The organism is Bacillus velezensis (assembly GCF_001461825.1).
Taxonomy (GTDB): Bacteria; Bacillota; Bacilli; order Bacillales; family Bacillaceae; genus Bacillus; species Bacillus velezensis.
Map to the genome: position 1 here is coordinate 239884 of NZ_LLZC01000019.1, position 13416 is coordinate 253299.

Here is a 13416-nt window from a genome sequence, read left to right on the forward strand (position 1 = left end):
AGGACAAAACCATGTGGTCTTGTCCTTTTTTACATCAGCCGCGTTTGTTGCGGTTTCTTAAAAATGTAGGAATGTCGAGGGCATCATCCGCCGGCTGTGATGTATGGCGGTTCGCCGTGTTTTGATGCTGTGTTTCTTCTCGTTTCGGCTCACGTTTCGCAGCGTTTTGGCTTTGAGACTTCAATCCTTGGTTTAAAGTCGGGCGCTGCGGTTTTGAGTCATCTTTTTCCTGTTCGATAAAACCGGTCGCAATAACGGTGACGACGATTTCATCTTTCAGATTTTCATTGATAACTGAACCGAAAATCATGTTGACATCAGGGTCAGATGCAGAAGCGACGATGTCGGCTGCTTCCTGCACTTCGTAGAGGCTCAGGTTTGTACCTCCCGTAATGTTCATCAAAACACCTTGCGCTCCGTCGATTGCCGCTTCCAGTAACGGACTGGAGATCGCCTTTTTGGCGGCTTCAGCAGCACGGCTTTCGCCCGTAGCGATCCCGATACCCATCAATGCTGAACCTTTGTTGGACATGATGGTTTTGACATCGGCAAAGTCCAAGTTGATTAAACCAGGCGTTGCGATGAGGTCAGAGATACCTTGCACCCCTTGGCGAAGCACGTTATCAGCTTCACGGAATGCTTCAAGCATCGGTGTGTTTTTATCGACAATTTCAAGAATGCGGTCATTCGGAATAACGATCAGTGTGTCAACGGCTTCTTTCATTGCCGTGATACCGCCTGCAGCCTGCAGCTGGCGTTTTCTTCCTTCAAATGTAAACGGTCTTGTTACGACACCGACAGTCAAAGCGCCTAAGTCCTTTGCGATTTGCGCGATAACCGGTGCGGCTCCCGTTCCGGTACCGCCTCCCATTCCGGCTGTAACGAACACCATGTCAGCGCCTTTTAGCGCTTCTTCGATTTGTTCCTTACTTTCTTCAGCGGCTTTTTTGCCGACTTCCGGATTCGCACCCGCTCCGAGACCGCGGGTCAGCTTTTCCCCGATCTGCATTTTCACTTCCGCTTTTGACAGGTTAAGAGCTTGCGCGTCCGTGTTTACCGCAATGTACTCTACACCCTGTACTTCATTTTCAATCATTCGGTTGACCGCGTTATTACCGCCGCCTCCTACTCCGATTACTTTAATTGATGCTAAGCCGTCTATGTTTGTTTCGAAATCCAACATGCTAAATCCTCCTAATCTGCCGAATGACTATCAATCTATTCCCAAAACATGCTTAATAGTTTTTTCATTTTGCTCGGTTTGTTGTGTTCGGCTTGTGTTTTTTGTTTTGCTTTTGGACGCTGCTGCGCCTCTGGCCGCTGATGATGTTCTTCTTCGTGAGAGACCGCGATTTCCTGCACGGCTTCTTCCGGCATATGAAAGCCTATTTTTCTTCCCTGAATTCTGGCATTTCGGCAGGCAAATTGTATCAAGCCGACACCCGTCATATACTGAGGGTCTCTTACACCGATATAATTCGGGCTTGCAACCCTTACATTGTGCCTCAGCACTTCCTGTGCCAATGAAAGCACTCCGGGCATTGCGGCCTGTCCGCCGGTCAGCACAAAGCCGCCGGGCAGATCTGTAATTCCCATATGCTCAATTTCGGCTGCGGCAATCTCAAGAATCTCTTCCACTCTTGCTTCAATAATATTGGCAATTTCCTGCTGTGTAAAAGATTGCTTTTGATTCGTTCCTATGACGGTGACTTCAAATACTTCATCTTCTGAAGCCTCATCATAGAATGCATGTCCGAATTGTTTTTTTACTCTTTCAGCCTCTTCGGTGGAAGTGCGCAATCCGATCGATACATCTTTCGTGATGTTTTCGCCTCCGAGCGGAATGACGGCTGTCTCCTTCAGGTGCCCCTGTTCAAATACCGCCACCGTCGTCGAGCCGCCTCCGATATCAATCATGGCGACTCCGAGGTTTTTTTCGTCTTTTGACAAAGCCGCCGAACCGGCCGCAAGCGGCTGCAGGCAGATATCAGTAATTTCAACGCCCGCTCTCTCCACACAGCGAAGTAAATTATGTAAGATCGTTTTGGAGCCGGTAATCAGCGTGCCTTCTACTTCCAGGCGCACGCCGAGCATTTTTTTCGGATCGGTAATTTCGTCTCTTCCGTCAACGATAAACTGTTTAGGAACGACGTCAACGATCAGCTGCTCATGCGGAACTGACACGACCTGTGCCGCTTCCATTACCCTGCGGACGTCTTCAACGTGAATTTCTTTGTTTTCACTGGAAACAGCGACAACGCCGTTCGTATCTTGAATATGAATATAATTTCCATTAACGCCGACAATGGCTTTTTTCAGCGGAAAACCTACCATTCTTTCAGCTTGGTCAAACGCTTTTCTTATAGAATGAACGGTTTCATCTATATCAACGATTGAGCCTTTTTTCAACCCTTCAGACGGTACATTTCCCACTCCGATAATGTTAAGGGAATCATCTGTCATTTCTCCGACGATCACTTTTGTATTGGACGTACCGATGTCAAGACTGACGTAAAGTTCATTGTTGTTCATTCTATGGCACCTCCTCACATTTCGATCAAATTCTATTCTATTATTTGCGGAACAACAATACAATGAATGTGGCTTTACAAGTGTGTAACAAAAACAACAGCATCAACAAATTCTTATCTGATTTCTCACAATTTATGTTTAATGAAACTATTCGTTATATTCTATGTATATCCTCTTTTATATCGCATTTTTTTTATTTTTTTTAGAGACGGCCCACCTTACCGTAAGATTTCCTGTCACGGTGCCATAATGTGCAAACCAGATGCAAATATACCCGCTTTCCATTAGTCTACACTAAGATGAACCTCCAGAAAAGCTATAGATATTGCCAGAAACATCCGAAAAAAGAAGAAACAGGAGGAAAATTCCAAATGCAATGCTCATTGCAGAAGACACGCCCATTGCATTGAGAATTTTCCGCTTGTCCGGCAGCCATATCCCGGGCAAAAACAAACATAGTCATAATGATTCCGCTATCGGTTATATCGGCTGCCCCGCTGATTGTAATAGATTCTTTTGAATCACCTTTAAATTAGTTCTTTAGAACTATTAATCATTTTCTTTTTTCTTGCCGGATTTACCTTTGTTAAATTCTTCAAAATACGTAGCGACTTCTAAGTGGATAATCCCCTTTTTCCCGCCGTCCAGCTGGGAAACGATAGAAGGATAGGTCTTCATCCGGCCGGCAAACGTTTTAATAGAAGCGGTAACTACATACCCGTCGTTCATATACAGCTTGATCCGGTCCTGATCCATTTTTACCGGTGTATAATAGATTTCAGAAATCGACTGCTTTAGCGAACCGGAAAGCTTATCAAGCTGCTCCGCCATTTTGACCCGCTTTTTCGCGTTTGTCCAGTCAACCAAAATCGGGCCCGCGTCATCCGGTGTGACTTCGTTCGGCAGCACAGTGCCGTTTTCGAGCACTTCATAATACACATCATGTCGCTGCAGATACGCGATCGTCTTGTATTCTTCAATGTGAATGCTGACTTTGTTAGGAAATACTTTTGAAAGTTCCGCCTTTTTCACCAGCTTATTCTGCTCAATCTTTTCTTCTGTTTGTTTCTTGTTCAGACTCCAGAACTCGGTTTGTCCGTTATGTATATCAGAAAGCGCGTTGATCTCTTTTACAGAAACGTTTTCGTTTCCGGAAACGGTGACAGAAGACACTTTGCTGATCGGCATCTGCAAGTACACGATGATCAGCACCATCATAAAAAAGAGCACAATGAATGAAATCAGCCGGCGGTTTGCTTTTTGTTTCCGCTGCTCTTTGATTTTCGGAATCCGCTCTTCAATATTTACGATTTTTTCTCTTTCATGATTTGGGTTCACTGCCTGTCCACCTCACTAAGAATGAAACAGCTTGACATTCGTCTGATTGAAAAACAAACGGCATGCTGTGATGCCGTTTGACATTTGTTAAAAGTATATCACATGAGCTCATGTAATCAGAGAACCTTTTAACGATTCCCTCCGATGATTTCAACTTCTGTATGCATGTCAACATCATACTGCTCACGGATTGTCTTTTTCACATACTCAATCAGGTCTAGAACGTCCTTGGCAGTCGCTCCGCCGGCATTGACGATAAAATTCCCGTGCATTTCGGATACTTTCGCTCCGCCGATCTGATGTCCTTTTAATCCCGCTTTTTCAACGAGGTTTCCGGCATGATTCGGCAGCGGATTTCTGAATATGCTTCCGGCGCAGGGGCTTGAATACGGCTGAGTATTTTTTCTGTAATCTTTGTTCTGCTGCATTTGCGCCGTAATGGCTTCCCGTTCCTTCTGCTCAAGCTGAAGAACTGCCTCGAGACAGACGCCGGGGCGTTTTTTCTGCAAAACAGACGTTCTGTAGCTGAAATCCATCTCTTCGTTTGTCAGCCATTCGATTGTGCCGTCTTCAAATAAGATACGGGCTTTCACAAGAATCTCACTCATATCAGATCCGTGCGCCCCGGCATTCATATAGACGGCTCCGCCGATTGATCCGGGAATGCCCGCTGCAAATTCGAGACCGGACATTCCTTTTTTACTCATGGAAGTCGCAAGCCGGACGACCGAATAGCCGCCTCCGACCGTCACTTGATCACCGTCAATCTCCAAATGATCCAGACCCGCGCCCAGTTTGATGACAACTCCTCTTATGCCTTCATCAAGCACGAGCAGATTTGAACCGCGGCCGATAACCGTCCATGGCAGATCATGTTTCTTCACAATATCCATAATATCTTTGACCGCTTCCACACGGTTGGGGATGATCAAAATGTCCGCCGGACCGCCGATTTTCATCGTTGTATGGTTCGCGAGCGGTTCTTGTTCCAGCACTTTGCCGACTTCGCGGTCTCTTAATTCCTGAATTACGTTCTCCATCATAAACCTCCGCATTCCATTTGCTCTATTTTTTTATGTCTTTCATGATACTGTACAGTCTGGCTGCCGCATCCGGAACACCGAGTGATTTTGTCCGCTCACTCATGTCCTTTAAGGTTTCTTCATTCATGACGATTTTGTCCAGCGCAGCGATCAGTTTTTCTCCGCTGAGCTCGGTTTCCTTCAGTACGATTGCAGCGTCATGCTGGCTGAGCGCCTTCGCATTGACTTCCTGGTGATTGGCTGTCACATACGGGCTCGGAATAAGCACGCTCGGAATGCCGAGAGCGGTGATCTCCGCAATCGTCGTCGCTCCGGCTCTTGCCACAATGACATCAATTGATTGTAAGTACTCCGGCATTTGGTGCAAAAACGGTTTTGTCACCATATTATCAGCGGCTTTTCCGCCTTTCAGCTCAGCCGTTACCTTCTCGTAATGCACTTCCCCGGTAATATAAAGGACTTGGTAAGGTCTCGTTTTCAATTCTTCCTGCATATCTATAACGGCACGGTTAATGGGAGCCGCGCCTCTGCTTCCGCCGAAAATGAGCACCGTTTTTTGATTGTCTTTCAGCCCGAACTCAGTTAATGAGCGGCCTGTCTTAATTGAGACGACTTCAGAGGCTCTCGGGTTTCCCGTAAACACAACTTTTTCAGCAGGAAAATGCGATTTTGCCTCTTCAAAGCAAATTGCCACCTTATTAACATATTTCGAGAGAAACTTATTTGTGATGCCGGGCAGGCTGTTTTGCTCATGAATGATCGTCGGAATCCCCATTTTTGCCGCCGCGTATACAACCGGACCGCATACATAGCCGCCTGTACCGATAACGGCATCCGGTTTAAACTCTTTTAAATATGATTTGCTTTTCGTCACGCCTTTTAAGAAACGCATGACGGTTTTTACATTTTCAAAAGAAAGTTTTCGTTTGAAACCTGTAATTTCAATGGCGCGAAACGGAATATTTTCCCGTTCAACAATTTTTTTCTCAAGGCCGTTCTCTGTTCCGATATACAAAAATTCCACATCCGGATGCCGGCGCTGAACTTCTTTAATAAAGGCCAGGGCCGGATAAATATGTCCTCCGGTTCCGCCTCCGCTTACTGCAATACGCATTCGTATGTCCCCCTTAATCACATAGCGATAACCCTGTTTTTTAGGACAGGGTTATTGATGTTGTCTGTTTTTTTATAGATAACGAATAAATCATGAGTGATGAGGCAAGATACAGATCAATACCTCGAGTACCGGCTGACATTTAAAAGCACGCCGACCGCTGCGAGCATCAGCGTCAGTGATGAGCCTCCGTAGCTTAAAAACGGCAGCGTAATTCCTGTTACCGGGATCAGCCCCGTCACAACGCCGATATTAATCATGACTTGAATAGCTATCATAGAAATAATACCGATGGCGACAAAGCTTCCGTATAAATCCGGCGCGCCGAGGGCAATCCTGACGCCCCGCCATAATAAAATACTGAACAGCAGCAATATGAGCGAACCGCCGATAAAGCCGAGTTCCTCAGATAAAATAGCAAAAATGAAATCGGTTTGCGGCTCCGGCAGGTAAAAAAACTTTTGCCTGCTTTGGCCGAGCCCCATCCCGAACAGACCGCCCGGACCTACGGCATAGAGCGACTGAATGATCTGAAATCCGCTTCCAAGCGGATCCTCCCACGGGTTTAAGTAAGAGGTAATCCGTTTAATCCGATAAGGAGCGGACAGAACTAGCGCCGCAAATCCGCTTAAACCGATGAGTCCGAGAAACGCGAAATGAGCGATTCGCGCACCGGAAACAAAAATCATCACGATGCACGTGCCCACCATTACCGTCCCCGTTCCCAGGTCGGGCTGGCACATAATAATAATAAATGCAGAAAACACGATTCCGAGCGCGGGAACGAATCCGCGTCTGAATGACGTAATATTCTTCTGTTTTTCAGAAAGAAATTTAGCCAGAAACGCGATCATCGCGAGTTTCATAAACTCCGAAGGCTGAATGCTGAACGCTCCCACTCCGATCCAGCTTCTTGAACCGTTCCGCACCATTCCGACTCCCGGAATCAGCACAAGCACAAGCAGAAAAAAACAAATGATCAGAAGCAGCTTCGACCATGTACGCCATGTCCAATAATCCACATTCATAATGAAAAACATGGCAATGACGCCGATCCCCGCAAACAGCAGCTGCCGTTTCGCGAAGAAAAACGAGTCGTCAAATTTATAATCCGCCCATACCGCACTTGCACTGTAGACCATAATTAATCCTATTGTTAAAAGCAATAACGTAATGATAACTAATAACAAATCAGGCGCTGTTTTTTTAGTAGTCAAAGCAATCGACACCCCAAGCATAAGTCATTTAGGGCTGCCGATGAACAGAGACAAGCCCTTACTTAAGCATATGCACGGCATCTATAAACATGTCACCGCGTTCTTCAAATGTTTTGAACTGATCCCAGCTTGCACACGCGGGTGACAAAAGGATGACGTCTCCTTCATTTGAGAGCGCAAACGCCGCAGATACTGCTTGTTCAACATTATCGACACGTTTGACATGTTGTATTCCCAGCTCATTGCCCAGTTTTTCTATCTTCGGCGCTGTCTGTCCGAACGTCAGGACCGCTTTGACATTGTCCATATACGGTTTCAGGTCGTCAAAACCGTTGCCGCGGTCCAGTCCGCCTGCAAGCAGAATAACCGGTGCTTTGAACGCGGAGAGCGCTTTGCTTGTGGCCAAAATATTCGTCGCTTTGCTGTCATTATAAAATTTACGATTCTGGATCGCAGTTACATACTGCAGACGGTGTTTGACACCGGTAAAGCTTGTCAGCACCTTCTGAATCGCTTTATTAGATGCGCCCGCCGTTTTTGCCGCGGCTACAGCGGCTAAAATATTTTCTAAATTGTGCGCGCCCGGCAGTACGATGTCATCAACAGGCAGAATCGCTTCATCACCGAACATCAGCATTCCGTCTTTAATGAATGCGCCGCTTGACAGTTCCTGGTGAACTGAAAACGGAACGGTGCCGGCTTTTCCGCTTTCGGCAAGCCGCACGACTGTTTCATCGCTTTGATTCACGATGGCCGTATCACTCTCAAGCTGATGAAGATACACGTTCTGCTTGGCTTTTTCATAGTTTTCACGGCTGTGATGGTAATCCAAATGAGCGTCGAACACATTTAAAATCAGGCCGATTTCAGGTCTGAACGCATGAGTCCCCATAAGCTGGAACGAAGAAAGCTCTGTGACGATCCATTCATCACCGTCAGCATGATAAGCCACTTCACTGGCGACAGTGCCGATATTCCCTGCGATCAGCGCCTTTATCGAGTCAGCTTTCAGCATTTCATAAATCAGGGTCGTCGTTGTTGTTTTCCCGTTTGAACCTGTAATGCCGATGAATTTTGCATTGGTGATATAATACGCAAGCTCGATTTCCGTCCAGACCGGGATGCCTCTTCTTTGCGCTTCCTCCACCATGATATTTTCATACGGGATTCCGGGATTTTTGATCAGAATGGTAATGTGATGCTGATCAAAAAGTGACGTCGGATGCTCACCGCAGATGACTTCAATTCCTCTTTCTGCAAGCCTTTGGGCAGGTTCGTTCTCTTCAAAGGCTTTTTGATCATTCACGACGACGTTAACGCCTTTTTCATGAAGAATCGACGCAGCCGCATATCCGCTTTTCGCCAGTCCGAGGACCAGAAAGTTTTGTTTTTGCAAAAAAAGTTCGTTTTCCACTTATAACCACACCTCGATGTAAATTCCTAAAACGGCAAGCAGCAGTCCCGCAGTCCAGAATGTGACGACAACTCTCCATTCAGACCATCCGACCAATTCGTAATGGTGGTGAAGCGGACTCATCTTAAAGATTCGTTTTCCTGTCGTTTTAAAGCTGATGACTTGTAAGATAACAGATAAGGTCTCAATAACAAATACTCCGCCGATAATGACGAGCAGAATTTCAAGCTTCGTCAGAATGGCAACGGTCACGATCGCTCCTCCGAGCGCAAGCGAACCGGTATCCCCCATAAATACCTTGGCGGGATGGGCATTGAATACAAGAAAACCGAGAACGGCGCCGACAACGGCAACCGAGAAAATCGCAACGTCATATTGTGACTGGTTCCATGCAAGGATGGCGAAAGCGCCGAATGCGATAGCCGCGGTACCGGACAAGAGACCGTCCAGACCGTCTGTCAGGTTGACGGCATTTGAACCTCCGACAAGCATAAAGAGAACGAGGATAAAGTATCCCCAGCCGAGATCGATTGACAGATGTGTGCCCGGCACCCGGATGCCGGTTGAAAAATGGCAATAATGATATACTCCGTAAAATACAATGGCAATAATGATCTGGCCGATCAATTTCTGCTTCGACGTCAATCCGAGATTCCGTTTCATTACTACTTTAATATAGTCATCCAGAAAGCCGAGCAGGCCGTATCCGATCGTGACAAACAGCAGAAGAAACATTTCCGCGCTCAGATGCGAAAATTTCTGCGTCATGACAATCGCCGTAATGGCGATGGATACAATAATCATGACCCCGCCCATCGTCGGCGTCCCTGATTTTTTCATATGTGATTTCGGCCCCTCTTCCCTGATACTTTGGCCGAATTTTAAACGTCTTAAAAACGGGATAAGAATCGGAGATATCAGAACACTGATTAAAAATCCCATTATTATTGTAAATAAAATCACTTGCTCAAGCATTGCTCTTTTCTCCTCCCGTTTCGTTCAAACGACATACGTATTTATCATATTCACATTGTGTCCCCGTAATTCTTTTCATTTCCCTCATTCTAACACTCTTTCCTGTTTTACTTTTTATTCAGCTCAACAATAGCTCTACCCGCTACTTCGGCGTCATCAAAGTCGAATGTTTCATTGCCGATCTGCTGATAGGTTTCATGCCCTTTCCCGGCAATCAGAACCACATCTCCCTTTTTCGCGTTGGCAATGGCAAAAAAGATAGCCTGCTCGCGGTTTGCGATACTGTGATAGTAGGTGCCTTCTACCCCTCTTTCCATATCTCTTAATATGGCCAGCGGGTCCTCGCTTCTCGGGTTATCTGAAGTAAAAATCGGTTCGTCGGCAATCCGCACCGCAATTTCCGCCATTTTCGGGCGTTTCGTTTTGTCCCGGTCTCCGCCGCATCCGACGACGACGAAAAGCTTGCCCTCTGTCATGTCTTTACATGTATTCAGAACGTTTTCCAGACTGTCAGGCGTGTGCGCGTAATCGACGATCACAGGAAACGGCTGATTATGATTCACCAGTTCAAACCGGCCTCTGACACCTTGCAGCTCTTCAAGAGCGCATGTGATCGTATCAAACGGCAGACCCGCTGCGATCGCTGTCGCCGCTGCAGCCAGTACGTTATACACGTTGAAGCGGCCGACGAGTGAAACCGTGATCTGCTTTGTTCCTTTTGGCGTAACGAGTTCAAAGCTTGTGCCTTGCGCAGAGATCTCGATTTGTTTCGCCATGACATCGGCATCGTTCTCGATTCCGTATGTAAGGATGTGCGCCGCCGTCACTTTTTCAAAATAAGCACTGGCTTTGTCATCTGCGTTTAAAACGGCCCGCTTCGGCTTTTCATGGTTAAAGGAGCCGCCCAGCTGGGAAAACAGGAGGCTTTTAGCCTGTCTGTAGTCTTCCATCGTCTTGTGATAGTCTAAATGGTCCTGCGTCAGGTTCGTGAATACGGCGATATCATAATCGCAGCCGTGAACCCTGCCGAGTGACAGAGCGTGAGAAGACACTTCCATAATAGCTGTGTCAACATGCTCATCATTCATTTTCTTGAACGTTTTTTGCAGTGTGACGCTTTCGGGCGTTGTATTTTTGACCGGGAATGTCTCATCCCCGATTTTAATGTACATCGTTCCGATTAAACCGGTCTGCCTTCCCGCTTTTTTGAAAATCTCATCAACCATGTGCGTCGTTGATGTTTTGCCGTTTGTGCCGGTGATGCCGATAAGCTGAAGCTGCTTTGTCGGCTGCCCGTAAAACGCGTCAGAAAGAACGCTGAGCGCCCGCTGTGACCGGCGGACGATAATGACAGGAACATCGACGTCAAGCTCTTTCTCGGCAACGATGGCCGCTGCGCCGTTTTCTGCGGCTTTTTGGGCGAAATCATGTCCGTCTACCGTATACCCTTTTATACATACAAAAAGACTCCCTTTTCTCACTTCCCTGGAGTCCATCTCAATTGAAGTTATGTCAGGGTCATGAAAGTCATTTTGAACAGGTTCGGCCATTAAATATGTAAGCAGCTTTGTAAGTTTCATTGTATCAAACCTCTCAGAAATTCTATTCATTCTTTTATCATGATAACCGTTTATAAAAGTCAGAATGGCTTTTAAACATACAGTTCATATTTTAGCGTAAATAAAAGGATACATCCAGTTAATCTTAAAAGTTATCTTCTTTTTTTCTCTTTATGATAAGAGGCAGCCGAAAACAATCGGCTGCCTCAAAAAGACTCATTCTTCACTCAAGTAAACACGGATCTTTGAGCCTTCTTTTACTTTCGTTCCGGCTGCAGGTGATTGTTTCACAATTTTGCTTCCTTTTCCTGAGGAGTCTATATTCAAATTGACAAGCAGCGACTCAAGATCAGAGACAGACATCCCTACAACATTCGGAACCTCTATTGTTTTTGTGTCGTTCCATTGATATTTTTTCTCGATTTGATTTTTTCGCGGTTTGACGCCGAGCTCAGGCAGACTGTCTCTCATCATATTTCCGACAATCGGCGCGGCGACGGTTCCCCCGAATTGAATCGTACCTTTCGGATTATCAACCGCGACATATACGACAAGGCTCGGGTCATCAGCCGGCGCAAAACCGATAAAGGAGACGATATGGTTGTTTTCGAGATATTTGCCGTCTTTAACCTTTTGTGCGGTACCTGTTTTTCCGCCGACGCGATATCCTTCCACAAAGGCATTCCGCCCCGTTCCCTGAGCGACGACGCTTTCTAAAGCATATCTGATCTGCTTTGACGTTTCCTGGGAAATAACTTGCCTTTTCGCAATCGGCGATTGTTTCTTAACGGTTTTTTTCGTAACGGGATCAACCCACTCTTTGGCGATAAACGGAGTATAAAGCGTTCCGCCGTTTATTGCTGCGGAAACGGCTGCCACCTGCTGAATCGGCGTGACGGAAACCCCTTGTCCGAAAGCGGTTGTCGCCTGTTCGACCGGTCCGACTCTGTCAAGCGGGAATAAGATCCCCGTTCCTTCCCCTTGCAGATCAATGCCTGTTTTCTTTCCAAAGCCGAAATCCTTAATATATTGAAACAGCTTTTGTTTTCCGAGCCGTTCCCCCAGCTGTACAAACCCGGGGTTGCAGGAATTTTGAACGACTTCAAGATAAGATTGCGAACCGTGGCCGCCCTTTTTCCAGCATCGGAGGCGGGCGCCGTCGACCTCGGCAAATCCTTTGTCATAAAAATGGTCTCTTTGCAAGTTTACTTTTTGCTCTTGGAGAGCCGCCGCAAGCGTAATAATCTTAAAGGTCGAACCCGGTTCATATGTGCTCCATACCGGCAGGTTCCGGTTGTAAACGGACGGATCCACCGATTGATAGTCAGCCGGATCAAAATCAGGACGGCTTGACATGCCAAGCACTTCCCCGTTTTTCGGATTCATTGCGACCGCAATCATTCCGTCCGGGTTATATTTCGCCGCTGCATTGTCGAGCTCCCTTTCTATAATCGTCTGAACCTTGGCATCAATCGTCAATTTCATATCAAGTCCGTCTTTCGGAGGGGTGTAATCATCCGCTTCATCAGGCATTTTCTTCCCCTTGGCATCCGTATAAAATTTCACAGATCCCTTGACACCTTTTAAGTCATCATCATAATAAGCCTCCAATCCGAGAAGGCCCTGGTTATCAATACCGGCAAAACCGAGAACATGAGACAAAAAGCTTCCGTACGGATAATGGCGGATGCTGTCTTCAGCCACATAAACCCCTTTTAAGTCTAGCGCTTTGATTTCTTTCGCTTTTTTATTGGAAATTTTCCGCCCCTCGGGTGAGATTTTTTCTATGGAGGTTTTCTTAGTAATGTGTTTGTAGACCTTCTCTTCCGACATATTTAAAACTGACGCGAGAAGCTTGCCCGTTTTTATGGGATTTTGGATCTGGCGCGGTACGACAAAGACGGTCGGCGCGCTTTTATTAGTAGCCAGCTTCACGCCGTTTCGGTCAAGAATCTCTCCCCGCTCAGGCTCAAACGGCAAATTCCGGCTCCAGGAATCCTTAGCCAGTGAAGTCAGCTTTTCTCCCATCACAAATTGGACATAGCCTAATCTGCTGTCAATGATCAAAAAAATGATTACGCCAAAAAGCAAAACCAGTAATAAACGTTTTCGAACCGTTACATTTGAAACGCGCAAGGGACCGTCCACTCCTTATTTAGGCTTGTTTCAATTTATGCCTCAGCTTGGACACATAGAACGGCGGCGCATAAAAAAGAAGCCCGCG

General features: G+C 46.4%; 10 protein-coding genes. All 10 read right to left on the reverse strand.

The annotated features are described in order from the left end of the window. Positions 1-34: 34 nt before the first annotated feature. Complete coding sequence (ftsZ, locus tag AR442_RS11885) at positions 35-1183, reverse strand: cell division protein FtsZ (RefSeq protein WP_014417721.1); 1149 nt, start codon at positions 1181-1183, stop codon at positions 35-37. Positions 1184-1218: 35 nt separating this feature from the next. Beyond that, entirely contained in the window at positions 1219-2532 is a 1314-nt protein-coding gene (gene ftsA / locus AR442_RS11890) for a cell division protein FtsA (protein ID WP_003154425.1), read from the reverse strand. A gap of 549 nt (positions 2533-3081) precedes the next feature. Beyond that, entirely contained in the window at positions 3082-3870 is a 789-nt protein-coding gene (locus tag AR442_RS11895) for a cell division protein FtsQ/DivIB (protein WP_007409710.1), read from the reverse strand. A 128-nt stretch (positions 3871-3998) separates the two neighbouring features. Beyond that, a complete protein-coding gene (murB, locus tag AR442_RS11900; RefSeq protein ID WP_015388267.1) occupies positions 3999-4910 on the reverse strand; it encodes a UDP-N-acetylmuramate dehydrogenase in 912 nt (303 codons plus the stop codon). Positions 4911-4935: 25 nt separating this feature from the next. Next, positions 4936-6027 carry an undecaprenyldiphospho-muramoylpentapeptide beta-N-acetylglucosaminyltransferase gene (gene murG / locus AR442_RS11905; RefSeq protein WP_022553377.1) on the reverse strand — a complete coding sequence of 364 codons (1092 nt, stop codon included), beginning with the start codon at positions 6025-6027 and terminating at the stop codon, positions 4936-4938. 116 nt (positions 6028-6143) lie between these two features. Continuing rightward, entirely contained in the window at positions 6144-7244 is a 1101-nt protein-coding gene (gene spoVE, locus AR442_RS11910; protein WP_003154430.1) for a stage V sporulation protein E, read from the reverse strand. Positions 7245-7302: 58 nt separating this feature from the next. Then, positions 7303-8658, reverse strand: a complete 1356-nt coding sequence (murD, locus tag AR442_RS11915; RefSeq protein WP_025649484.1) for a UDP-N-acetylmuramoyl-L-alanine--D-glutamate ligase — start codon at positions 8656-8658, stop codon at positions 7303-7305. After that, complete coding sequence (gene mraY, locus AR442_RS11920) at positions 8659-9633, reverse strand: phospho-N-acetylmuramoyl-pentapeptide-transferase (protein WP_007409707.1); 975 nt, start codon at positions 9631-9633, stop codon at positions 8659-8661. It abuts the gene before it with no gap. 107 nt (positions 9634-9740) lie between these two features. Further along, positions 9741-11213, reverse strand: a complete 1473-nt coding sequence (locus AR442_RS11925) for a UDP-N-acetylmuramoyl-L-alanyl-D-glutamate--2,6-diaminopimelate ligase (RefSeq protein ID WP_022553379.1) — start codon at positions 11211-11213, stop codon at positions 9741-9743. Positions 11214-11408: 195 nt separating this feature from the next. After that, a complete protein-coding gene (locus tag AR442_RS11930) occupies positions 11409-13328 on the reverse strand; it encodes a stage V sporulation protein D (protein WP_003154438.1) in 1920 nt (639 codons plus the stop codon). Positions 13329-13416 lie beyond the last annotated feature (88 nt).